Below are 23,121 nucleotides of genomic sequence, written 5' to 3' on the forward strand. Positions count from 1 at the left end.
TTCGTCCGGCGGGGGCTGGAATGGCGGGCCCGGTCCCGCCGGTGGGGCTGGACTTGGCGGGCCCGGTTCGTCGCGTTCGGTGGGTCAGCCGCCGTAGGCGCCGCTCGCTGTGAGGCGGAGGGCGGTGTCGATCAGGGGGACGTGGCTGAAGGCCTGGGGGAAGTTGCCCACCTGGCGCTGGAGGCGCGGGTCCCACTCCTCCGCCAGTAGCCCGAGGTCGTTGCGCAGCGCCAGAAGTCGCTCGAAGAGGCGGCGCGCCTCGTCCACGCGGCCGATCATCGCGAGGTCGTCGGCCATCCAGAACGAGCACGCCAGGAACGCGCCCTCGTCACCCTCCAGGCCGTCCACGCCCGCCTCGTCGCCGGCCGTCGGGTAGCGCAGGATGAAGCCGTCCGGGGTGGACAGCTCGCGCTGGATCGCCTCGATGGTGCCGATGACCCGCTTGTCGTCCGGCGGCAGGAAGCCCATCTGCGGGATGAGGAGGAGGGAGGCGTCCAGCTCCTTCGACCCGTACGACTGGGTGAAGGTGTTGCGCTCCTTGTCGTAGCCCTTCTCGCACACGTCCTGGTGGATCTCGTCGCGCAGCTCGCGCCAGCGCTCCAGCGGGCCGTCCGCGTCCCCGCTCTCGATCAGCTTGATCGTGCGGTCCACGGCCACCCACGCCATCACCTTCGAGTGCACGAAGTGGCGGCGCGGGCCGCGCACCTCCCAGATGCCCTCGTCCGGCTCGTTCCAGTGGGTCTCCAGGTAGCGGATCAGCTTGAGCTGGAGCAGTGACGCGTAGTCGTTGCGGGCCAGGCCCGTCATGTGGCCCAGGTGCAGGGCCTCGGTGACCTCGCCGTACACGTCGAGCTGGAGCTGGTGCGCCGCGCCGTTGCCCACGCGCACGGGCCTGGAGTTCTCGTATCCGGGCAGCCAGTCCAGCTCGGTCTCGCCCAGCTCCCGTTCGCCCGCGATCCCGTACATGATCTGCAGGTTCTCCGGGTCGCCCGCCACCGCCCGCAGCAGCCACTCGCGCCAGGCGGCGGCTTCCGCGCGGTAGCCGGTGCGCAGCAGCGAGGAGAGGGTGATCGCGGCGTCGCGCAGCCAGGTGTAGCGGTAGTCCCAGTTCCGGACGCCGCCGATCTCCTCCGGCAGGGAGGTGGTCGGCGCGGCCACGATGCCGCCGGTGGGGCCGTACGTCAGGGCCTTGAGGGTGATCAGGGAGCGGACCACGGCCTCCCGGTAGGGGCCGTGGTACGTGCACTGCTCGACCCACTCGCGCCAGAACCCGGTGGTGGCCTCCAGCGCCGCCTCGGCGTCGGGCGCCTCCGGCGGCTCCTTGTGCGAGGGCTGCCAGCTGATGCAGAAGGCGACCCGCTCGCCGGGCGCCACCGTGAAGTCGGCGTACGTCGTGAGGTCCTTGCCGTAGGTCTCCGCGTCCGTGTCCAGCCAGACCGAGTCCGGGCCCGCGACGGCGACCGTACGGGAGTCCACCTTGTGCACCCACGGGACCACGCGGCCGTAACTGAAGCGCATCCGCAGCGCGGAGCGCATCGGCACCCGGCCGCTGACGCCCTCGACGATCCGGACCAGCTGCGGGGCGTGGTCCTCGCGCGGCGGCATGAAGTCGGTCACACGCACGGTGCCGCGCGGGGTGTCCCACTCGGACTCCAGCACCAGGGAGTCGCCGGCGTAGCGGCGGCGGTCGGCCCGCGGCGCCGCGGTGCCCGGGGCGAAGGCCGGGCCGATGCGCCAGAAACCGTGGTCCTCGGTCCCCAGGAGAGCCGCGAAGACGGCATGGGAATCGAAACGTGGCAGACACAACCAGTCCACCGAGCCGTCCCGGCAGACCAGTGCTGCGGTCTGCATGTCCCCGATCAGTGCGTAATCCTCGATGCGCCCGGACACGTTGGATCTCCAGTCGAACGGCCACGTCCGCCCCGAAGGGCGCTTGCGTTGTGCGATTCCCGCTGAGTGATATCCGAGCAGGATATGACGGCACCCTAGTGATCTCCTTAAGTCTTGGAAGAATATGCCTGAGCCAAACGGGTGACGGGTGTTGGCGTTGCCAACGGGCACGGGGGTGGCCGGCGGGGATCGTGGTGCGGACCCGCCCGGTGTGCGGCGCGCGCGTGGCCGGAGGCGGACTGTCCGGGTCGCTGATAGGCTGGTACCCCGTGGACCGGTGGTCTGCCTGTGCAAATCAGGAACCCCGAAACCGCAGCTCCGACGCCCCTGGACACTCCCTCACGGGACCGGGGAAGGCGTCGGACTCACTCACCTCGCGACCACGGGAGCCCCCTCTTGGCGACGCCGCCCGCTGCTTTTCGAAACAGCACAGCCATGACGACCAAGCACATCTTCGTCACCGGGGGTGTCGCTTCGTCCCTCGGCAAGGGCCTGACGGCCTCCAGCCTGGGTGCGCTGCTGAAGGCGCGGGGCCTGCGGGTCACGATGCAGAAGCTCGACCCCTACCTGAACGTCGACCCGGGCACGATGAACCCGTTCCAGCACGGCGAGGTGTTCGTCACCAACGACGGCGCCGAGACCGACCTGGACATCGGCCACTACGAGCGCTTCCTCGACGTCGACCTCGATGGCTCGGCCAACGTCACGACCGGCCAGGTCTACTCGCAGGTGATCGCCAAGGAGCGGCGCGGCGAGTACCTCGGCGACACCGTGCAGGTCATCCCGCACATCACCAACGAGATCAAGCACCGCATCCGGCGGATGGCGACCGACGACGTCGACGTCGTCATCACCGAGGTCGGCGGCACGGTCGGCGACATCGAGTCGCTGCCGTTCCTGGAGACCGTCCGTCAGGTCCGCCACGAGGTCGGCCGCGACAACGTCTTCGTCGTGCACATCTCGCTGCTGCCCTACATCGGCCCCTCCGGCGAGCTGAAGACCAAGCCGACCCAGCACTCGGTCGCGGCCCTGCGCAACATCGGCATCCAGCCCGACGCGATCGTGCTGCGCGCCGACCGCGAGGTCCCGACCTCGATCAAGCGCAAGATCTCGCTGATGTGCGATGTCGACGAGGCCGCGGTCGTCGCCGCGATCGACGCCAAGTCGATCTACGACATCCCCAAGGTGCTGCACACCGAGGGCCTGGACGCCTACGTCGTGCGCAAGCTCGACCTGCCGTTCCGCGACGTGGACTGGAGGGTCTGGGAGGACCTGCTGGACCGGGTCCACAACCCCGACCACGAGGTCAAGGTCGCGCTCGTCGGCAAGTACATCGACCTGCCCGACGCCTACCTGTCGGTGACCGAGGCGCTGCGCGCCGGCGGTTTCGCCAACAAGGCCCGCGTCCAGATCAAGTGGGTCACCTCCGACGACTGCAAGACCCCGGCCGGCGCCGCGGCGCAGCTGTCCGACGTGGACGCGATCTGCGTGCCCGGCGGCTTCGGCGACCGCGGTGTCAACGGCAAGGTCGGCGCGATCACCTACGCCCGCGAGAACAAGATCCCGCTGCTCGGCCTGTGCCTGGGCCTGCAGTGCGTGGTCATCGAGGCCGCGCGCAACCTGGCCGGCATCGAGGACGCGAACTCCACCGAGTTCGACGCCTCGACCCCGAACCCGGTGATCTCCACGATGGAGGAGCAGCTGGCCTTCGTCGAGGGCGCGGGCGACCTGGGCGGCACCATGCGCCTGGGCATGTACCCGGCGAAGCTCGCCGAGGGCTCGATCGTGCGCGAGGTCTACGCCGACCAGCCGTACGTCGAGGAGCGCCACCGCCACCGCTACGAGGTGAACAACGCCTACCGCGGCGAGCTGGAGAAGAAGGCGGGCATCGTCTTCTCGGGCACCTCCCCGGACAACAAGCTCGTCGAGTACGTCGAGTACCCGCGCGAGGTGCACCCCTACCTGGTGGCCACCCAGGCCCACCCGGAGCTGCGCTCGCGCCCGACCCGCCCGCACCCGCTCTTCGCGGGCCTGGTCAAGGCCGCCGTGGCGCGCCAGCAGGGCAAGTAGGCGCCAGGCGCGAGGGCGACCGCGCGGCGGTCGATACCGTAGGCAGCCGGGGCACGGGATCGTGCCCCGGCTGTCGCGTTTCCCCGGGAGGGTATGGCCATGGGCATCACGGACACGGCGGAGTCGTGGGAGGTCGTCGACGCGCGCACCCCGTTCGAGGGCGCGAAGACGGCGGTCCGGTCGGACCGGGTCCGGATGCCGGACGGGACCGTCGTGGGGCGCGACTACCAGGTGCACCCGGGATCGGTGTGCGTGCTGGCGCTGGACGAGGAGGACCGGGTGCTGGTGCTGCGGCAGTACCGGCACCCCGTGCGTCACCGGCTGTGGGAGCTGCCGGCCGGGCTGCTCGACGTGGTCGGGGAGAACCCGCTCCACGCGGCGCAGCGGGAGCTGTACGAGGAGACCCACGTCAAGGCCGGGTCCTGGTGGGTGCTGGCCGACTTCTTCGCCTCGCCCGGGGGGTCCGACGAGGCGATCCGGATCTTCCTGGCGCGGGACCTCGCGGAGGCGGAGGGGGAGCGGTACGCCGTCTCCGACGAGGAGGCGGACATGAAGCTGGCGCGGGTGCCGGTGGGGGAGCTGGTGCGGGGGGTGCTGGCGGGGGAGTTGGCCAATCCCGGGCTGGTGACGGGGGTGCTGGCGCTGTCCGCCGCGCTCGCGGGGGGTGGCGTGGCCTCGCTGCGTCCGGCCGGCGCGCCGTGGCCGGCCCGGCCGTACGGGGCGTAGCGGGTCCCGTGCCGGGTGCGGGCAGCCGTGTCCCCTCCCTGCCTCCGGCGGCGCCTCAAACGCCGGCGGGGCTGAATGTGGCCAGATCCAGCCCCGCCGGCGTTTGAGGCGCCGCCGGAGGCAGGGGTGGGACCACGCCCGCCCCTCCGGGAAGGGATCGTGTGACCATCCGCTGATCCGATCGGGCGATTTGTCCGCCGCGCTCCACCCGGGTCGTCGCTCTGTGTGAACTACTCTCGGGATCCCCGAGGGCAGGGAGAGGAGCGGATCCGTGACGGATTTCGTCGGGCGGAGGCGCGAGCTCAAGGAGCTTCGCGAAGACATCGCCAGGACCGGGCTCGACACCCTCTCCGGCCGCAAGGCCAAGGCGCCGCGGGCGCGGGTGCTGCTCGTGGCGGGGCGCCCCGGAAGCGGCCGTAGCGCCCTCGCCGAGGCGTTCGTGCGCGAGGTGGCCGACGAGTACCCCGACGGGGTGCTCCGGACCCGGCTCACCGCACCCGGCGGAGAGGCCGTCGCCACGGAACGGGCCGTCAGGGGCCTGCTGGAGGCGCTCGGCCGGGCCACCCCGCCCGGCGCCGCCGAGGACGAGCTGAGCTCCGCGCTGCGCGAGGCGCTCGCCGACCGGCGGGCGATCCTCCTGGTCGACGACGCCGCCGACCCGCACCAGGTGGACGCGCTGCTGCCGGACACCCCCGAGTGCCTGGTCGTGGTGACCGCCGAGGGCCCCCTCACCGGGATCCCGGACGTCCGCCCCTGCACCCTCGGCGGCCTCGACACCCCCTCCGCCGTGGAACTGCTCGCCCAGCGCATGGGCGCCACCCGCGTCACCGCCGACCCCCGCGCCGCCGAGGCGCTCGCCGAGGCCTGCGGGGGCCAGCCGGCCGCGCTCGCCCTGGCCGGGGGTTACCTGGCGACCCACCCCAAGGCCGCCGTCGCCGATGTGGCCAAGCAGCTCCACGACATGCCCGCCGGCACCGCGGGACCGCTGGCCCGCGCCTTCCGGCTGGTCTACGAATCCCTTCCGCAGCCCGCCCAGCGCAGCCTGCGGCTGCTGCCGCTCGCCCCGGCCGGGGTGGTCGACTCGCACATCGCCTCGGCCCTCGCCGGCTGTTCCGTCGCGGCGGCCCAGTCCACGCTGGAGGACTTCGCCGGGCTGGCGCTGCTGCGCCCCGAGGCCGACGGCCAGTACCTGCTGCCCGGCTGCCTCGCCCCGCTGCTCCAGGCGCTCCTGGAGGCCAAGGAACGCACGGCCGAGGTCCAGCTGGCCCGGGCCCGGATGCTGGAGCGCACGGTCCGGCTGCTGCACTCCTGCCGGGCCATGGCCGAGGAGGACGAGGACGCCGTACGGGAGATGCTCGACGGGCTGCCGCGCACCCTGCGCTTCCCGGACCGCAGGGCCGCCGCCCGCTGGCTGGACGGCAGGCTGCCCGCGCTGACCGCGGCCGCCGCGCTGGCGGTCGCGGACGGCGAGCTGGACACCCTGGCCCGGCGCCTGGTCGCAGCCCTCGTCCGGGCGCTGGCCGAGCACCGCGGCACCGCGGAGGCGGCGCCCGAGCTCTACGGGCTGCACCGCCTCGTGCTGGACGTCGCCGAGCGCCGCGGGCTGCACCGCGAACAGGCCGCGGCCCTGCTGAACCTGGCCGACCTGGACGCCGAGACCGGACGTACGCACGAGGCGCTGGAGCGCTACCGGGCCGCGCTGGACGCGGGACGGGCGGCGAACGACCCCTACGCGACCGGCCGCGCGATGGAATCCGTAGGCGGTGCCTACCAGGAGCTGGGGGACTGGCACCGGGCCGCCGACTGGTTCGGTCGAGCGCTGTCCCAGGCCCTCGCGAGGGGGGAGCGAGCGGACGAGGCGAGGCTGTACGGGCGGCTCGGCAACGTGCACACCTACGCGGGCCGCTACGGGGACGCGCTGCGCAGTTGGCGGGCGGCCTCGGCGGGCTACCGCAAGCTGGCCGATGTCCCGGGCCAGGCAAAGGCGTTGAGCGAAATGGCACGGGTGCGCGAGTACGCCGGGCGGCCGGAGGAATCGCTGCACACCTGCCGGGAGGCGGTCGAGCTGGCGCGCAAGGCCGGTGATCTGCGGTTGCAGGCCGCGCTGCAGGTGCGGCTCGCCGACACGCTCGATCGCCTCGGCGACCCCGCGGCCGCCCGATTGCACCGTGCCACGGCCGACAGATTGCTGGGAGATGACCCCGCAGCCTGCGAAATCCGTAGTGGTTCCGACTGAGATTATTCGTTTGCAAGGCTAGACAGCGACTCATCCTTCATTAGACTGGGTTCACCGCGGCAGCCCGTGGTGCATCCCGTTGCGCGTTCTTGTGGGCGGGTATGTATGGAAGTACCCAGTAATTTCCCCTGAGCCAAGGACCGTGATCGACGATGAAGGTCGGCATCCCCCGCGAGGTCAAGAACAACGAGTTCCGGGTCGCCATCACGCCCGCCGGCGTGCATGAGCTGGTCCGCAACGGCCACCAGGTCTTCGTCGAGCAGAACGCCGGTGTCGGCTCCTCGATCACGGACGCCGAGTACGTCTCGGCCGGCGCCGAGATCCTCGGCACCGCCGACGAGGTCTGGGCCACCGCCGACCTGCTGCTGAAGGTCAAGGAGCCCATCGCGGAGGAGTACCACCGCCTCCGCAAGGACCAGACCCTCTTCACGTACCTGCACCTCGCGGCCTCCCGCGAGTGCACCGACGCGCTGCTGGAGTCCGGCACCACCGCCATCGCGTACGAGACGGTCGAGCTGGCCAACCGCGCGCTGCCGCTGCTCGCCCCGATGTCCGAGGTCGCGGGCCGCCTCGCCCCGCAGGTCGGCGCCTACCACCTGATGCGCTCGGTCGGCGGCCGCGGCATCCTCCCCGGCGGCGTCCCCGGCACCCAGGCCGCGAAGGCCGTCGTCATCGGCGGCGGCGTCTCCGGCTGGAACGCCGCGCAGATCGCCATCGGCATGGGCTTCCACGTGACCCTGCTCGACCGCGACATCAACAAGCTGCGCGAGGCCGACAAGATCTTCGGCACGAAGATCCAGACGATCGTCTCCAACGCCTTCGAGCTGGAGAAGGCGGTCCTGGAGGCCGACCTCGTCATCGGTGCGGTGCTCATCCCGGGTGCGAAGGCCCCGAAGCTGGTCACCAACGAGCTGGTCTCCCGGATGAAGCCCGGAAGTGTCCTTGTCGACATTGCGATCGACCAGGGCGGCTGCTTCGAGGACTCCCGTCCGACCACCCACGCCGAGCCGACCTTCGAGGTCCACAACTCGGTCTTCTACTGCGTCGCCAACATGCCGGGCGCGGTGCCGAACACCTCCACCTACGCCCTCACCAACGCCACGCTGCCCTACATCGTGTCGCTGGCGAACAACGGTTGGGTCGAGGCGCTGCGTCGCGACGCCGCGCTCGCGCTGGGTCTCAACACCCATGACGGACAGGTCGTTTACGGCCCGGTCGCCGAGGCCCACGGCCTGCCGACCCTGGAGCTGAGCTCGCTCCTCGGCTGATCCGACACGCGCGGTCGACATCGGTCGACGGCTTCCCGTCAACGACTGACGTCAATCTCACGTATCCGGCCGGACCTTGTCAGCAAGGTCCGGCCGGAGGCGTTTCGAGGCCCGCGGCGACCCCGCTCAACTCGCCTCGAACGTAACCCTTTAACCGATTCGCGCACCCGTGAAACTTCGCAGTGACAGCTCGCACGCCCTTGACAGAGTGGTGTTCGGTTGCCGACACAACGCGGCGGGTCCGGCGGATTGTGTTGCTGCGGAGCGGTGACACGCCATAGAGTCGCCAACCGTCGGCATGGTGCCACGCTGACCTATCGATAAGTGTCCTGGTCACGTCCAAGGAGGTAAGACGACTTGTGAATGAGTCGACATTTGCTCCTGGAGGTGGCCAAGCAGGGATGCCTGCGCGGGGCCAGGGTCCTGTCGGACTCGAGGCGGTCGGCTCCGTCGCGGTACGCACCTTCGCAAACCACCAGCACCTGACGACGCCCCAAAAGAGCATGGACGGCCTAGACGTGAACTCCAGGGCCGGCGACCTGAGCGGCGAAAAGCCCACTGGTTTCGCCGACTATGACGTGGTGCCCGAAGGGCACTTCTACGACCCCGACGCCGAGTACGAGCCCGACCCCGAGTACGCGGCCACCCTCGCGCCCGACGCTGCCCGCCAGCGCCGGGAGCGGATCGGCCCGACCGGACGGCCGTTGCCGTACTTCCCGATCCCGGGTCCGCTGACCGACCACGGTCCGGCGAAGATCATCGCGATGTGCAACCAGAAGGGCGGCGTGGGCAAGACCACGTCGACCATCAACCTGGGTGCCGCCCTCGCCGAGTACGGGCGCCGCGTGCTGCTCGTCGACTTCGACCCGCAGGGCGCGCTGTCCGTGGGCCTCGGCGTGAATCCGATGGAACTCGACCTGACGGTCTACAACCTGCTCATGGAGCGGGGGATGTCGGCCGACGAGGTGCTGCTGAAGACGGCGGTCCCGAACATGGACCTGCTGCCCAGCAACATCGACCTCTCCGCCGCCGAAGTGCAGTTGGTCAGCGAGGTCGCGCGCGAGTCGACGCTCCAGCGGGCGCTGAAGCCGCTGATGGCCGACTACGACTACATCGTGATCGACTGTCAGCCCTCGCTCGGTCTGCTGACCGTGAACGCCCTGACGGCGGCTCACAAGGTCATCGTCCCGCTGGAGTGCGAGTTCTTCGCGCTGCGCGGCGTGGCGCTGCTGACCGAGACCATCGAGAAGGTGCAGGAGCGGCTCAACCCCGAGTTGGAGCTCGACGGCATCCTCGCCACGATGTACGACTCCCGTACGGTGCACAGCCGCGAGGTGCTGGCGCGGGTCGTCGAGGCCTTCGACGACCACGTCTACCACACCGTCATCGGCCGTACGGTGCGCTTCCCGGAGACCACGGTCGCCGGTGAGCCGATCACCACGTACGCCTCCAACTCCGTCGGCGCCGCCGCCTACCGCCAGTTGGCCAGGGAGGTGCTCGCCCGGTGTCCCGCCGAGTGAGTCTGCCCGGAGCCGACGAACTGTTCCGCACGACGGGGGGCACCGCCCTCCAGTCGTCCTCGCCGCGACGCGCGGCCGAGGACGCGGGCGGTGCGTCGGTCCGGACGGAGCACACCGCCACCGCGGAGGACGCGGGGGCGGAGGGGCGCAGCCGGGAGGCGACCACCGACATGGGCGCCGTGGGCCAGCAGCGCAGGTCGCAGGAAGGTTCTGTCAGCTCCGTGGGCGGGACCGGCGGCGGCGAGCAGCGGCGCGGCAAGGGCCGCGGGGCGAACCGGCGGCCCAGCGGGCGCGAGCGGCACGACGAGAAGATCACGGTCTACGTCTCCGCCGAAGAGCTGATGGACCTGGAGCACGCGCGGCTGGTGCTGCGCGGCGAGCACGGGCTCGCGGTGGACCGCGGGCGGATCGTGCGCGAGGCCGTCGCGGTCGTCCTGGCCGATCTGGAGTCCCGCGGGGACGCGAGCATCCTGGTCCGCCGACTGCGCGGGCGCTGACCCGCCGCGCGTACGCCGCGTCCCGCCCCGCCGGGGCGGAGGCGGCAGCATGGGAGCCGAAACGACCGTTCCGCCTCCCGTACTCCCTGGACCGCGATGCCTCCCTCGACCGCCGACCCCGGCCGTCCCGCCCGCCGCAGCCTGGGCCGAGGCCCCGGCCGGGCCGCTCCCGAACCACCACAGGGCGCCCTGGAGGGCGCCGCGGAGCCCGTACGGCCCCTGCCGGCCGTGGGGGACCCGGAGGCCGCACAAGGGCCTCAGGGGCCCGCTGAGGGCGTTCGTGGCCGGTCCGGGGTACAGGGCGCGCGCGCCGCGGAGTCCGACGGGCCGCGGGCGGAGCCCGGGGAGCCCACGGGAGCGCCCGACGCCGCGCCCGGGGATCCCGCCGCGCGGGCTCCGGGGGCCGTGGCGGGCGACGGCCGCTTCATGCTGCGGCTGGCGAACTTCGAGGGTCCCTTCGACCTGCTGCTCCAGCTGATCTCGCGGCAGAAGCTCGACGTCACGGAGGTCGCCCTCTCCCGGGTCACCGACGAGTTCATGGCGCACATCCGGGCCATGGGGCCCGACTGGGACCTCGACCAGACCACCGAGTTCCTCGTCGTCGCCGCCACCCTCCTCGACCTGAAGGCCGCCCGGCTGCTGCCGGTCGCCGAGGTGGAGGACGAGGCGGACCTGGCGCTGCTGGAGGCGCGGGACCTGCTCTTCGCCCGGCTGCTCCAGTACCGCGCGTACAAACGCATCGCCACGATCTTCGAGCAGCGCGCCGAGGACGAGGGCCGGCGCCATCCCCGCACCGTCGGGCTGGAGCCGCACCACGCCGAACTGCTGCCGGAGGTGGTCATCGGCATCGGCCCCGAGGGCTTCGCGCGGCTCGCCGCCAAGGCCATGCAGCCCCGGGCCCGTCCCGCGGTGTACGTCGACCACATCCACGCGCCGCTCGTCAGCGTCCGGGAGCAGGCGGAGGTCGTCGTGCGGATCCTGCGGGCCCGCGGCGAGGCCACCTTCCAGGAGCTGACCGAGGACACCGGCGACACCCTCACGGTGGTGGCACGGTTCCTGGCGCTGCTGGAGCTGTACCGGGAGAAGGCGGTCGTCCTGGAGCAGGAGGAGGCCCTGCGGACGCTCACCGTCCGCTGGACCGGCGCGGCGGGCGCGGACGGCGCCCCGGCGCCGCTGACCGTGAGTGACGAGTTCGACCGGACCGGGGAAGGCGCGCGGGATGAGTGACGTGGGAGAGCTGGCGCTGGGGCCCGCGCTGGAGGCCGTACTGATGGTGGTCGACGAGCCCGCGACCGAGGCCCACCTGGCCAAGGTGCTGGAGCGCACGCCCCGGGAGGTGGCGCTCGCCCTGCGGGAGCTGGCCGACGAGTACACCCGCCAGGGCCGCGGCTTCGAGCTGCGGCTGGTCGCCGGGGGCTGGCGGTTCTACAGTCGACCGCAGTACGCGGCGGCCGTGGAGGGCTTCGTCCTGGACGGCCAGCAGGCCCGGCTCACGCAGGCCGCGCTGGAGACGCTGGCGGTGGTCGCCTACCGCCAGCCGGTGAGCCGCTCGCGGGTCTCGGCGGTGCGCGGAGTCAACTGCGACGGGGTCATGCGGACCCTCCTGCAGCGGGGTCTGGTGGCCGAGGCGGGGACGGAACCCGAAACAGGTGCGATCCTGTACAGGACGACGAACTACTTTCTGGAGCGGATGGGCCTGCGCGGCCTGGACGAGCTCCCGGAGCTCGCGCCCTTCCTCCCCGAGGCGGACGCGATCGAAGCCGAGACGCTGGAGGGTGTGCCGTCGTTCGATCCGGACGCGGCGTACGCCCCGGACGATTCTGAAGACGACAAGACGACGGAACTTTGATGCGAAGCAGCGGCAACGGCAACGGCGGCGGCAACAGGAACAGCGGCGGCGGCGGTGGTGGCGGACGCGGAGGCAACTCCCGCGGCGGCTCCTCCTCCGGCGGTGGCGGCAACTACCGAGGCGGCGGCTCCTCCGGCGGTGGTGGCTCCCGCGGCGGTTCCTCCTCCGGCGGCTCCTCCCGCGGTGGCGGCTACCAGGGCGGCGGCTCCGGCGGCTCCCGCGGTGGCTCGTCCTCGGGTGGCGGCTACCAGGGCGGCGGCTCCGGCGGCTACCAGGGCGGCGGAGCCCGCGGTGGCTCGTCCTCCGGCGGCTACCAGGGTGGCGGCTCCGGCGGCTCCCGCGGTGGTTCGTCCTCCGGTGGTGGCTACCAGGGTGGCGGCTCCCGCGGTGGCTCGTCCTCCGGCGGCTACCAGGGCGGCGGCTCGCGCGGTGGTTCGTCCTCGGGTGGTGGCTACCAGGGTGGCGGCTACCAGGGCGGCTCCGACGCGCGCGACCGCGACCAGGCCCCGGCGCCGCGGATCCGCAACCCCCGCCCCGAGGAGCGCCGCTACGACGTAGGCCCCGAGGGCGAGCGCAACGGTCGCGGCGGTGCCAAGGCGGGCGGCGGCGGTGCCCGCGGCGCGGCCGACGGCAACCGCGGTGGCGGTGCGCGCGGCGCGGCGGCGCGCGGTGGCGCCAAGGGCGGCCCCAAGACCTCCAGGACCCCCGGCATCGGCGGCGCGGGCGGCCCGCGGATCGGCCCCGGCAGCCGCAGCGGCAAGGCCAAGCCGCGCGAGCTGGAGGCGCGGATCGAAGAGCGCGTGCGCGACCGCTACGCCGACAAGCCCGAGATCAAGACCCCGAAGACCTTCCCGGGCGCCGAGGAGGAGGGGGAGCGTCTGCAGAAGGTGCTCGCCCGTGCGGGCATGGGTTCGCGCCGTGCGTGCGAGGAGCTGATCCAGCAGTCGCGCGTCGAGGTCAACGGCGAGATCGTGCTGGAGCAGGGCAAGCGCGTCCAGCCGTCGGACGAGATCAAGGTGGACGGCCTGACCGTCGCCACCCAGTCGTACCTGTTCTTCGCGCTGAACAAGCCCGCCGGCGTCGTCTCCACGATGGAGGACCCGGACGGCCGCCAGTGCCTCGGCGACTACGTCACCAACCGCGAGACGCGCCTGTTCCACGTCGGCCGGCTCGACACGGAGACCGAGGGCATCATCCTGCTCACCAACCACGGTGAGCTGGCCCACCGCCTGACGCACCCGAAGTACGGCGTGAAGAAGACGTACGTCGCCGCCATCACCGGCCCGCTGCCGCGTGACATCGGCAAGCGCCTCAAGGACGGCATCGAGCTGGAGGACGGCTACGCCCGCGCCGACCACTTCCGCGTCGTCGACCAGCTCGGCAAGAACTACCTGGTCGAGGTGACCCTCCACGAGGGCCGCAAGCACATCGTCCGCCGCATGCTGGCCGAGGCCGGCTTCCCGGTCGAGAAGCTCGTGCGGACCGCCTTCGGGCCGATCGAGCTCGGTGACCAGAAGTCGGGCTGGCTGCGCCGCCTGACCAACACCGAGGTCGGCATGCTGATGCGCGAGGTCGGCCTGTAGTCAGGCCGGGCCACCACCCCGCACCACCGCACCACCGCACCACCCAGGAGAGCCCGCGGCGCCACCGGCGCCGCGGGCTTTTCCCTTGCCCGGCGTCCCCGGCACGCTTTATAGTCATCATGACTATTAAAGAAATGGGGGGCGGTCATGAGCTGGACCGAGGTACTCGGCTTCGCCACCGGCGCCCTGTGCGTGTGGCTGGTGGCGCGTCAGCACGTCGCCAACTGGCCGATCGGCATCGCCAACAACGTCTTCTTCATCGTGCTCTTCGCCCAGGCCGGCCTCTACGCCGACGCCGGGCTGCAGATCGTCTTCATCGCCCTCGCCGCGTACGGCTGGTGGTCCTGGACCCACGGGGGTGGACCGGGAACGGCCGAGGCCCTGCCGGTGCGCGCCACCACGCGCACCGAATGGACCTGGCTGGCCGCGGCGGGGGCGGTGGGGGTCCTCGCCCTCACCCTGCTCCTCGCACGGGTCAGCGACTCCACCGTGCCCTTCTGGGACGCCCTCACCACCGGGCTCTCGCTCGCGGCCACCTACGGGCAGTGCCGCAAGCTCGTCGAGTCCTGGTGGCTGTGGATCGCGGCCGACCTCGTGTACATCCCGCTGTACGCCTACAAGGGCCTCTACCTGACCTCCGTGCTCTACGCCGGTTTCCTCGCCCTGTGCCTGATCGGGCTGCGCAACTGGCGGCGTGCGTCGAACACCGCGCCCGGCGCCCGTACCGCGGCCCTTGGAGCGGGCGCGTGAGCGCGCCCGGGCGGCGCCACGGGCACGGGCTGGTGCTCGGGAAGTTCTACCCGCCGCACGCCGGCCACCACCACCTGGTGCGGACCGCCCAGGACCAGTGCGAGCGGCTCACCGTCCTGGTCTGCGCGGCCTCCGTGGAGTCGGTGCCGCTCGCCGACCGGGTCGCCTGGATGCGGGAGGCGCACCCGGGGGCGCGGGTCGTCGGCGCGGTGGACGACATCCCGGTCGACCTCCTCGACCCGCGGGTGTGGGAGGCCCACATGGCGGTCTTCCGCAGCGCCGTCGGGGAGCCGGTGGACGCCGTCTTCACCTCCGAGGAGTACGGGGCCGAGCTGGCCCGGCGCTTCGGCGCCGAGGAGGTCCGCGTCGACCCCGCCCGCTCCCTCTTCCCGGTCTCCGGGACGGCGGTGCGCGCGGACCCCGTGGGCACCTGGGAGTTCCTCGGTCCGGGCGTACGGGCCGCGCTCGCCCGGCGGGTCGTCGTCCTCGGCGCCGAGTCCACCGGCACCACCACCCTCTCCCGGGCGCTGGCCGCGCACTACCGGCGGCGGGGCGGGGTCTGGGCGAAGACCGGCTGGGTCGCCGAGTACGGGCGCCGCTACAGCGAGGAGAAGCTGGCGGCCCTGCGCGCCGCGGACCCGGCGGCGGACTGGGCCGATGCCGCCTTCGCCTCCGCCGAGTTCCCGGTGATCGCGCGCCGCCAGGACGCGGACGAGGACGCGGCGGCCCGGCTCGGCTCCCCGGTGCTCTTCTGCGACACCGACTCCTTCGCCACCGGCATCTGGCACGAGCGCTACCTCGGCGCCCGCAGCGCCGAGGTGGAGGAGATCGCCCGCTCCGGGCCCCGACGGGACCTGTACCTGCTCACCGACCACGAGGGCGTCCCCTTCGAGGACGACGGCCTGCGCGACGGGCCGCAGCTGCGCCCGTGGATGACCGGCCGGTTCCACGAGGAACTCACCCGCACCGGCAGGCGTTTCCTCGTCATCGGCGGGGACCGCGAGGAGCGGCTGGAGACGGCCGTCGCGGCGGTCGACGGGCTGCTCGCGGAGGGCTGGTACTTCGCCGACCCGCTCCCCGAGGACGTACGGCCCCTGGAGCACCGGTGAGCGCCCCGCCCCGCGCCCCGCGCCCCGCCGGGTACGACCCGGCCGCCTTCGAGCCGTTCGCGGTCGCCGTCGACCTCGCCGTCTTCACCGTGCGGGGCGCTCGGCTGCACGTCCTGCTGATCCGGCGCGGCCAGGAACCGTACGCCGGGGCCTGGGCGCTGCCCGGCGGCTTCGTGCTGCCCCGGGAATCCGCCGAGGCCGCCGCCCGCCGAGAGCTCGCCGAGGAGAGCGGGCTGCCCGGGTCGGTGGTCGCCGACCTCCACCTGGAACAGCTGCGGACCTACAGCGAACCCGACCGGGACCCCCGGATGCGGGTCGTCTCGGTCGCCTTCACCGCGCTGGTCCCCGACATGCCCGAACCGGCCGTGGCGGGCGGCGGCGACGCCGAACACGCGCGCTGGATGCCGCTGGGGGAGGCCCGCGGCCCGGCCCCCGAACTGGCCTTCGACCACGCGGTGATCCTGGCCGACGCGCGCGAGCGGATCGGCGCGAAGCTGGAGTACACCTGCCTGGCCACCGCCTTCTGCCCGCCCGAGTTCACCCTCGGGGAACTCCAGGGGGTCTACGAGACCGTCTGGGACACCGCCCTGGACCGGCCCAACTTCCGCCGCAAGGTGCTCGCCACCCCCGGCTTCGTCGACCCCGTGCCGGGCGGCGCCCGGCTGACCGGCGGGCGCGGCAAACCGGCCGCGCTCTACCGGGCCGGCCGCGCGAGCGCCCTCCACCCGCCCCTGCTCCGCCCTTCGGAAGGACCCACACGATGACCACGACCACCAAGCGGGCGGCGACGGGGGCGATGACCGGGCTGGCCCTGGGCGACGCCCTCGGCTTCCCGACGGAGTTCAACGACGTCCCCTCGATCCTCGCCAAGACCGGCCCCTGGCGGCAGATGGCGCTGCCGCGCCCGGCGATCGTCACCGACGACACCCAGATGACCCTGGCCCTCGCCCGCGGCATACGGACCGCCGCCGAGCGCGGTCCGCTCGCCCCGCTGCGGCTGACCCGCCCGGTCCGCGAGGAGTTCGTCGAGTGGTACCGCTCGCCCGAGAACAACCGCGCCCCGGGCCGCACCTGCATGGTCGCCTGCTCCCTGCTGGCGCAGCCGGACCGCGACTGGCGCGACGCCAGCCAGGTCGGCTCGAAGGGCTGCGGGGCGAACATGCGGGTGGTCCCGGTGGGGCTCGTACCGGGCTGGACCGAGGAGGAGCGGGCCGGCGCCGCCCAGCTCCAGTCGGCCCTCACCCACGGGCACCCGACCGCCCTGGCGGCCTCCGACCTCACCGCGCGGGCCGTGTACCTGCTGGCGCGGGGCACCGAGGTGACGGGGCTGGTCGGGCTGCTGCGCTCGTACGCCCTCGACAACCGCACCCGCTACCACGAGCGGTGGCTCGGCGACCTGTGGCAGCGCGCCACGGCCGACGCCACGCCCGAGTCGTACATGGCCCGCGGCTGGGACGAATGCCTGGCCGTCCTGGACCGGCTGTCGGCCGCCCTGCGCGACCCCTCCCCGGAGACGGACCCCTGCCTGACCACCGGCGACGGCTGGATCGCCGAGGAGGCCCTGGCCACGGCCCTGCACTGCTTCCTGCTCTTCCCCGAGGACCCGCTGACCGCGCTGCGTCGGGCCGCCTGCACGGCGGGCGACTCGGACTCCATCGCCTGCCTCACGGGCGCCTTCGCGGGCGCCCACCTCGGCGCGGACGTCTGGCCCCGCGACTGGGAGGGCCGCATCGAGTACCGCGACGAACTCCTGGCCTTCGGCGCCCTCTGGGACGCGTGAGCCGTGCTGGACACATCGAACGCCGACCTCGCGCCCGTCGTGGCCGAGCAGCCCGACCCGCTGCTCTTCGCCACGGTCTCGGGCGCCCACCTGTACGGATTCCCCTCCCGCGACTCGGACGTCGACCTGCGCGGCGTCCACCTGCTGGCGCCCGAGGCGCTCTTCGGGCTCGGCGCGCCGGAGGAGACCCGGACCCGGATGTGGGACCGCGACGGGACCGAGATGGACCTGGTCACCCACGACCTGCGCAAGTTCGTCCGGCTGATGCTGCGGCCCAACGGGTACGTGCTGGAACAGCTGCTCTCGCCCCTGGTGGTCCACACGACGCCCGCCCACGAGGAGCTGGTCTCCCTCGCGCCGGGCGTGCTGACCTCCCACCACGCCCACCACTACCGCGGCTTCGCCAATACGCAGTGGCGGCTCTTCGAGAAGAACGGCGAGCTCAAGCCGCTGCTCTACGCCTTCCGGGCACTGCTGACCGGCATCGCCCTGATGCGCGGCGGCGGGGTGCAGGCGAACCTGCCGGTGCTCGTGGCCGAGGTGGCCGGGGCACCCGGGTACCTGCCGGAGCTGATCGCGGCCAAGGTCGCGGCCGAACACGGGCCGTACGCGGGAGCGGACCGCGCGATCCTGCTCGGCGACTTCACGGCGCTGCACGGCGTGCTGGACGAGGCGCAGGCGGGCAGTGCGCTGCCGCCGGAGCCGGTCGCCTACGAGGCGCTGGACGACTTCGTGGTGCGGACGCGCACCGGGTTCCTGGGGTCAGCCGGCTGAGGCGCGGCGGGTGCGGACGAGGAAGTCCTCGATGCGGGGGAGGTCCGGGTCGGCGGGGAGCGGGGAGGTGGTGAGGGCCGCCTGGGACTGCGCCTCCAGGCGGGACATCCGGACCTCGACCTCGGCCCACGGGACCTCGCCGCGCTTGACGGCGAGCAGGCCCTCCCGCCGCTCGCCGACGTCGATCGACAGCTCGCCGGTGCGCAGCAGGTCCCGGCAGGACTCCAGCAGGCGCAGCAGGTGCATCGCGTGCTTCCAGCGCGGGGCGCCGTGCACGCGGACGTCCGTCCGCAGCTTGGCGCGCTGCGCGGCCGCATAGCGGCTGAAGGTGGTGTGGGCGTGCCGGGACAGGAACGCCCCGCGGAGCGAGAGGAGTTCCTCGCCCACCGGGGTCAGCCGTTCCACCAGCGGGGAGTGCAGGCACTCCAGGATGTTGGGGTTGGCGCGCAGCGCCAGGGCGCAGAAGCGCTCCAGCTCCCAGGAGAACTCCTCCTCCCGGGGCCCCTCCACATGCGTCGGCGGCTTCTCGAACCGCCAGTACAGCGGGGTCGGGGCGAGGTAGACACCGCGCCGGTCGGTGTCGCTCGCGTCCGTCGCCAGACCGAACGCCCGCGACCCCATCACGCACGCGTAGACCGTGTGATCGCGCACCAGCGTCAGCGCCCGCGCCTGCTCCCGCGCCCCCGCCCCCGCCCCCGCGTCGTGCTTGTCCATCGACGCAGCGTAGGCGGGTGGCGGCCCGCCCCGCGAAGGGATATCGCCGTCAGGCGAGGGAGATCTCGCCCGCCGCGGACACCACGATCTTCTTCTCCGCCAGCGGACGGGTGGCCGGACCGTGGGCCACGGCCCCGTCCGCGACCTGGAACTTGCTGCCGTGGCACGGGCAGTCGATGGTGCCGTCCGCCACCTTGTTGACGAGGCAGCCCTGGTGGGTGCAGACCGCCGTGAAACAGCGGTAGGAGCCGGCCGTGGGCTGGGTGACCACGAGCTTCTCGTCCTTGAGGACCGTGCCCCCGCCCACCGGTACCGCCGCGGCCTTCAGCAGGGCCTTGCCGGTCGCCCCGCCCTCGGCCGGGGACGACGCGGGGGCCGGGGGCGCCGACGAGGCGCCGTCGGGCTGGCTGGGGGCGGCGGAGGGCGGCGTGGCGGCGCCGGCGCCGTTGGTCTGCTTCTCGTCACCGCCGCCGCACGCCGTGAGCGCGCCGCCCGCCAGGGCCACCGCCCCTGCCGCCAGTACCGTGCGCCGGGCGGTGCGCGTGGGCTCGCTCATGACATCTCCTTGCTGGGGTGGTCGGTGGGGCAGCAGCATCCTGGCGCGTCGCGGGCTCCGTGAGAAGCCTGCCGCGCCGCCGTCCGCCGCCCCGCCGCACCAGCCCCGTCAGTGGCCGGGCGCCGGCGGAGCCAGTTCCGCCGGGCGCCCCGGTGTCCGTACGACCTCCCACACGCGGACCACCGCGTCCCGGTTCAACGGGCCGTGGACGTGCGGGTAGCGGCCGCCGGATTCACCCTCCCGGCGGACCGGCGAGGTCAGGGCCGCCTCGTCGAGTTCGAGCGCGAGCAGCGGCCCGGGCACGGCCGCGTAGTGCGCGTCCGCGATGGCGAGCGCGGTGGCGGCGTCACCCGAACAGTGCACGAAGCCCTCCGAGTCGAGCGAGGGCGGGGCGTACGGGCGCTCGGGCGCGGCGGACCAGTCGGCGAGGGCGACGATGTGGAAGATCATGCCGATCGTTCTACCGCAGGACGGGGGGCCGGATGCCGCCCAGTGGCGGGCCTGTCCGGTTCGGGTGACATTGGCCGTGTTCTCGATGCTGCCGGGCGGGCCCAGTGCCGTGCGCCCCGGCTCCCTCTTCGAAAGGCATGACGATGGCGGGTAACGACCTCGGCTCCCTTCTGGGCGGTCTCCTCGGCGGCGGCGGGAGCGGCGGCCAGGGCGGTGGCGGTGGCGGTGCGGGCAACATCCTCGGCGCCCTGCTCAGCGCGCTCGGCGGCGCCGGCGGCGGTGGCGGCGCCCAGGCGGCCGGCGGCGGCAACAACCCGCTCGGCGGGCTGCTGGACATGCTGACCAAGTCCGGCCTCGTCGACCAGGCCCAGTCCTGGGTCGGTACGGGCGACAACCAGGCGGTCAGCGGCGCCCAGATCGCCGAGGCCCTGCCGGACGAGGCCCTGAAGCAGGCCGCCCAGCAGGCCGGCGTCAGCCCGCAGGAAGCGGCCGACCAGATCGCCCAGGCGCTGCCCCAGGCGGTCGACAAGCTGAGCCCCGGAGGCACCCTGCCCACCGGCTCGCTGGAGGACATCCTCAAGCAGCAGAACCTCTGAGCCACCGGCCGCCGCGGACCGGGGCCCGGCGGACCGTCCTTCGGGACGGACCGCCGGGCCCCGGCGCGTACCGGCTGACTACGCTGGCACCGTGCGGTGCGCCGCCCGCCCGATCGTGATCCATTCGAGGAGCCCCCAGTGAGAACCGCCGCCGTCATCGGAACCGGACTGATCGGCACCTCCGCGGCCCTCGCCCTGACCGCCCGCGGGATCACCGTCCACCTCAGCGACCACGACCCGACCCAGGCCCGCACCGCCGCCTCCTTCGGCGCCGGCACGGACGAACCCGCCGAGGGCAGGGTCGACCTCGTGATCGTCGCCGTACCGCCCGCGCACGTGGCCGCGACCCTGGCCGACGCGATCCGGCGCGGGCTGGGACGGGCCTACGTGGACGTGGCCAGCGTCAAGGGCGGGCCGCGGCGCGAACTGGAGGCCCTGGGCGCCGACCTGAGCGCGTACATCGGCACGCACCCGATGGCCGGGAAGGAGCGCTCCGGACCGCTCGCCGGCACGGCCGACCTGTTCGAGGGACGGCCCTGGGTGCTGACGCCGACCCGGGACACCGACCACGAGGTGCTGAACCTGGCGCTGGAGCTGGTCGCGCTCTGCCGGGCCGTGCCCGTCGTGATGGACGCCGACGCCCACGACCGGGCCGTCGCGCTGGTCTCGCACACCCCGCAGCTGGTCTCCAGCATGGTCGCGGCGCGCCTGGAGGAGGCCGACGAGAGCGCCGTGCGCCTGTGCGGGCAGGGCATCCGCGACGTCACCCGGATCGCCGCCTCCGACCCGCGGATGTGGGTGGAGATCCTCTCCGCCAACCCCGGGCCGGTCGCCGACGTGCTCACCGGGATCGCCGCCGACCTGGAGGAGACCGTGCAGGCGCTGCGGGGACTCCAGTCCGCGGACGAGGAGAAGCGGCGCGGCGGCGCGGACGACATCGAGGACGTGCTGCGCCGCGGGAACGCGGGCCGGGTGCGCGTCCCGGGCAAGCACGGCTCCGCGCCGACCGTGTACGAGACCGTGACCGTACTGATCAGCGACCAGCCGGGCGAGCTGGCCCGGATCTTCGCCGACGCCGGTCGGGCCGGGGTCAACATCGAGGACGTACGGATCGAGCACGCCAACGGGCAGCAGGCGGGCCTGGTCCAGCTCAGCGTGGACCCCCGGGCGGCCGCGGGACTCACGGCCGAGCTGCGCGAGCGGGGCTGGGCCCTGCGCCAGTAGGGCTCCCGGCGGCCTCCCGGCGCCCCTTCCGGCGGCCCCGGAACCGACCGGCGCCGGGTACCCCGCCGAGTCGGTAACCTTAAGGAGGGGCGTTTTCGCGCGCCCGGACACGTACGCGCAACCAGGAAGGTGCTCGCCCCGTGGAAACCGCCGCTCAGTCCGCCGTGATCGTCGCCATCGACGGTCCCTCCGGCACGGGCAAGTCCAGCACCTCCAAGGCCGTCGCCGCCAAGCTCGGGCTGCGGTACCTGGACACCGGTGCGCAGTACCGGGCCATCACCTGGTGGATGATCACCAACGGCATCGACCTCGACGACCCGCAGGCCATCGCGCTCGCGGCCGGCAAGCCCGCCATCGTCTCCGGTACGGACCCCGCCGCGCCCACCATCAGCGTGGACGGCCTCGACGCCGCCGGGCCGATCCGCACCCAGGAGGTCACCTCCAAGGTCAGTGCGGTCAGCGCGGTGCCCGAGGTGCGCACCCTGATCACCGACCTCCAGCGCACCATCGCCGCCGAAGCGGCGCGGACGGCCGCGGGGATCGTCGTCGAAGGCCGGGACATCGGCACCACCGTCCTGCCCGACGCCGACCTCAAGGTCTTCCTCACCGCATCGGCCGAGGCGCGCGCCGCCCGCCGCAGCGGAGAGCTGAAGGGCGCCCACGCCCAGGACCTCGCGGCCACGAAGGCGGCGCTGATCAAGCGCGACGCGGCCGACTCCGGCCGCAAGACCTCCCCGCTGGCCAAGGCCGGCGACGCCGTCGAGGTCGACACCACGGAACTCACCCTCGACCAGGTCATCGAGTGCGTCGTGACCCTCGTGGAGGACAAGAGGGCGGCCGGCCAGTGAGCGAAACGCCCTCCCCCAAGGGTGCGGCGGTCGGCCGGCGGATCGGGATCGGGCTCATGTACGGGCTCTGGAAGCCCCGTGTGCTCGGCGCGTGGAAGGTACCGGCCTCCGGGCCGCTCATCCTGGCCGTCAACCACTCCCACAACGTCGACGGGCCCATGGTCATGGGCACCGCGCCGCGGCCCGTGCACTTCCTGATCAAGAAGGAAGCGTTCATCGGCCCGCTGGGCCCCTTCCTGGAAGGGATCGGGCAGGTCAAGGTCGACCGCTCCGGTGTCGACCGGGAGGCCGTCACCCGCGCCCTGGGCGTCCTCGGTGACGGCGGGGTCCTCGGGATCTTCCCCGAGGGCACCCGCGGCGAAGGCGACTTCGCCTCGCTGCGCGCCGGCCTCGCCTACTTCGCGGTCCGCGGCGGAGCGCCCATAGTGCCCGTCGCGGTGCTGGGCAGCACCGAGCGCCGTGGCAGGCTGGTCAAGGGACTGCCGCCCTTCAAGGGTCGGGTCGACGTCGTCTTCGGCGACGCCTTCGACGCGGGCGACGGCAGTGGCCGCCGCACCCGCACGGCGCTCGACGCGGCCACCGTACGCATCCAGGACCGGCTGACCCGCCACCTGGCCGACGCCAAGCGGCTCACCGGCCGCTAGGCGAGACTTGAACTCAGTAGTGGACCCGCGCGCTGCG

22 protein-coding genes are annotated in these 23,121 nt (G+C 73.1%); 18 read left to right on the plus strand and 4 right to left on the minus strand.

What is annotated here, in order from left to right; translation table 11 throughout:
• Positions 1–84: 84 nt before the first annotated feature.
• Positions 85–1,890, minus strand: coding sequence for a glycoside hydrolase family 15 protein (locus ACIBEA_RS32045; protein ID WP_399266697.1), 1,806 nt, complete (start codon positions 1,888–1,890; stop codon positions 85–87).
• Between the two features lie 435 nt (positions 1,891–2,325).
• Here ACIBEA_RS32045 and ACIBEA_RS32050 point away from each other — a divergent pair, with 435 nt between their 5' ends.
• The 14 genes from ACIBEA_RS32050 (at position 2,326) to ACIBEA_RS32115 (ending at position 18,052) form a co-directional block, all read left to right on the plus strand.
• Complete coding sequence (locus ACIBEA_RS32050) at positions 2,326–3,960, plus strand: CTP synthase (RefSeq protein ID WP_385779321.1); 1,635 nt, start codon at positions 2,326–2,328, stop codon at positions 3,958–3,960.
• Between the two features lie 99 nt (positions 3,961–4,059).
• Positions 4,060–4,686 carry an NUDIX domain-containing protein gene (locus ACIBEA_RS32055; RefSeq protein WP_399266698.1) on the plus strand — a complete coding sequence of 209 codons (627 nt, stop codon included), beginning with the start codon at positions 4,060–4,062 and terminating at the stop codon, positions 4,684–4,686.
• Between the two features lie 271 nt (positions 4,687–4,957).
• The gene (locus tag ACIBEA_RS32060; RefSeq protein WP_399266699.1) at positions 4,958–6,922 is read left to right on the plus strand and encodes a tetratricopeptide repeat protein; all 1,965 of its coding nucleotides are present in this window, start codon (positions 4,958–4,960) and stop codon (positions 6,920–6,922) included.
• Between the two features lie 152 nt (positions 6,923–7,074).
• Entirely contained in the window at positions 7,075–8,190 is a 1,116-nt protein-coding gene (gene ald, locus ACIBEA_RS32065; RefSeq protein ID WP_385779315.1) for an alanine dehydrogenase, read from the plus strand.
• 401 nt (positions 8,191–8,591) lie between these two features.
• Positions 8,592–9,710: a ParA family protein gene (locus tag ACIBEA_RS32070; RefSeq protein ID WP_330329685.1), complete on the plus strand. Its 1,119-nt coding sequence runs from the start codon at positions 8,592–8,594 to the stop codon at positions 9,708–9,710.
• Positions 9,695–10,207, plus strand: a complete 513-nt coding sequence (locus tag ACIBEA_RS32075; protein ID WP_399266700.1) for a hypothetical protein — start codon at positions 9,695–9,697, stop codon at positions 10,205–10,207. Before ACIBEA_RS32070 ends, ACIBEA_RS32075 begins: the two co-directional genes overlap by 16 nt.
• 96 nt (positions 10,208–10,303) lie before the next feature.
• Positions 10,304–11,434, plus strand: a complete 1,131-nt coding sequence (locus ACIBEA_RS32080; RefSeq protein WP_399266701.1) for a segregation/condensation protein A — start codon at positions 10,304–10,306, stop codon at positions 11,432–11,434.
• A complete protein-coding gene (gene scpB / locus ACIBEA_RS32085) occupies positions 11,427–12,056 on the plus strand; it encodes an SMC-Scp complex subunit ScpB (RefSeq protein WP_399266702.1) in 630 nt (209 codons plus the stop codon). Before ACIBEA_RS32080 ends, scpB begins: the two co-directional genes overlap by 8 nt.
• A complete protein-coding gene (locus ACIBEA_RS32090; protein ID WP_399266703.1) occupies positions 12,056–13,639 on the plus strand; it encodes a pseudouridine synthase in 1,584 nt (527 codons plus the stop codon). The genes scpB and ACIBEA_RS32090 overlap by 1 nt, the downstream gene beginning before the upstream one ends.
• A gap of 147 nt (positions 13,640–13,786) precedes the next feature.
• A complete protein-coding gene (gene pnuC, locus ACIBEA_RS32095; RefSeq protein WP_399266704.1) occupies positions 13,787–14,389 on the plus strand; it encodes a nicotinamide riboside transporter PnuC in 603 nt (200 codons plus the stop codon).
• Positions 14,386–15,498: an AAA family ATPase gene (locus ACIBEA_RS32100; protein WP_399266705.1), complete on the plus strand. Its 1,113-nt coding sequence runs from the start codon at positions 14,386–14,388 to the stop codon at positions 15,496–15,498. The genes pnuC and ACIBEA_RS32100 overlap by 4 nt, the downstream gene beginning before the upstream one ends.
• Positions 15,495–16,262, plus strand: coding sequence for an NUDIX hydrolase (locus tag ACIBEA_RS32105; protein WP_399266706.1), 768 nt, complete (start codon positions 15,495–15,497; stop codon positions 16,260–16,262). Before ACIBEA_RS32100 ends, ACIBEA_RS32105 begins: the two co-directional genes overlap by 4 nt.
• The gene (locus ACIBEA_RS32110) at positions 16,259–17,278 is read left to right on the plus strand and encodes an ADP-ribosylglycohydrolase family protein (protein WP_399266707.1); all 1,020 of its coding nucleotides are present in this window, start codon (positions 16,259–16,261) and stop codon (positions 17,276–17,278) included. Before ACIBEA_RS32105 ends, ACIBEA_RS32110 begins: the two co-directional genes overlap by 4 nt.
• A gap of 3 nt (positions 17,279–17,281) precedes the next feature.
• Complete coding sequence (locus ACIBEA_RS32115; RefSeq protein ID WP_399266708.1) at positions 17,282–18,052, plus strand: DNA polymerase beta superfamily protein; 771 nt, start codon at positions 17,282–17,284, stop codon at positions 18,050–18,052.
• On the opposite strand, the gene ACIBEA_RS32120 is transcribed toward ACIBEA_RS32115, so the two are convergent.
• From ACIBEA_RS32120 to ACIBEA_RS32130, 3 genes are all read right to left on the minus strand, one after another.
• Positions 18,041–18,766: a DNA polymerase beta superfamily protein gene (locus ACIBEA_RS32120; RefSeq protein WP_399266709.1), complete on the minus strand. Its 726-nt coding sequence runs from the start codon at positions 18,764–18,766 to the stop codon at positions 18,041–18,043. The genes ACIBEA_RS32115 and ACIBEA_RS32120 overlap by 12 nt on opposite strands.
• 49 nt (positions 18,767–18,815) lie before the next feature.
• Positions 18,816–19,322 carry a Rieske (2Fe-2S) protein gene (locus ACIBEA_RS32125; protein WP_399266710.1) on the minus strand — a complete coding sequence of 169 codons (507 nt, stop codon included), beginning with the start codon at positions 19,320–19,322 and terminating at the stop codon, positions 18,816–18,818.
• 108 nt (positions 19,323–19,430) lie between these two features.
• Positions 19,431–19,772 (minus strand): DUF952 domain-containing protein, encoded by a 342-nt coding sequence (locus ACIBEA_RS32130; RefSeq protein ID WP_399266711.1) that lies wholly within the window; start codon positions 19,770–19,772, stop codon positions 19,431–19,433.
• A 143-nt stretch (positions 19,773–19,915) separates the two neighbouring features.
• Here ACIBEA_RS32130 and ACIBEA_RS32135 point away from each other — a divergent pair, with 143 nt between their 5' ends.
• The 4 genes from ACIBEA_RS32135 to ACIBEA_RS32150 all read left to right on the plus strand — a co-directional run bounded on the left by ACIBEA_RS32135 (position 19,916) and on the right by ACIBEA_RS32150 (position 23,084).
• Positions 19,916–20,368, plus strand: coding sequence for a YidB family protein (locus tag ACIBEA_RS32135; RefSeq protein ID WP_399266712.1), 453 nt, complete (start codon positions 19,916–19,918; stop codon positions 20,366–20,368).
• Between the two features lie 138 nt (positions 20,369–20,506).
• Positions 20,507–21,592, plus strand: coding sequence for a prephenate dehydrogenase (locus tag ACIBEA_RS32140; protein ID WP_399266713.1), 1,086 nt, complete (start codon positions 20,507–20,509; stop codon positions 21,590–21,592).
• Between the two features lie 140 nt (positions 21,593–21,732).
• A complete protein-coding gene (gene cmk / locus ACIBEA_RS32145; RefSeq protein WP_399266714.1) occupies positions 21,733–22,440 on the plus strand; it encodes a (d)CMP kinase in 708 nt (235 codons plus the stop codon).
• On the plus strand, positions 22,395–23,084 hold the full coding sequence (locus ACIBEA_RS32150; RefSeq protein WP_399266715.1) for a lysophospholipid acyltransferase family protein: 690 nt from the start codon (positions 22,395–22,397) through the stop codon (positions 23,082–23,084). Before cmk ends, ACIBEA_RS32150 begins: the two co-directional genes overlap by 46 nt.
• The last annotated feature ends 37 nt before the right edge of the window (positions 23,085–23,121 follow it).

The organism is Streptomyces sp. NPDC051555 (assembly GCF_044454405.1).
Classification (GTDB): Bacteria; Actinomycetota; Actinomycetes; order Streptomycetales; family Streptomycetaceae; genus Streptomyces.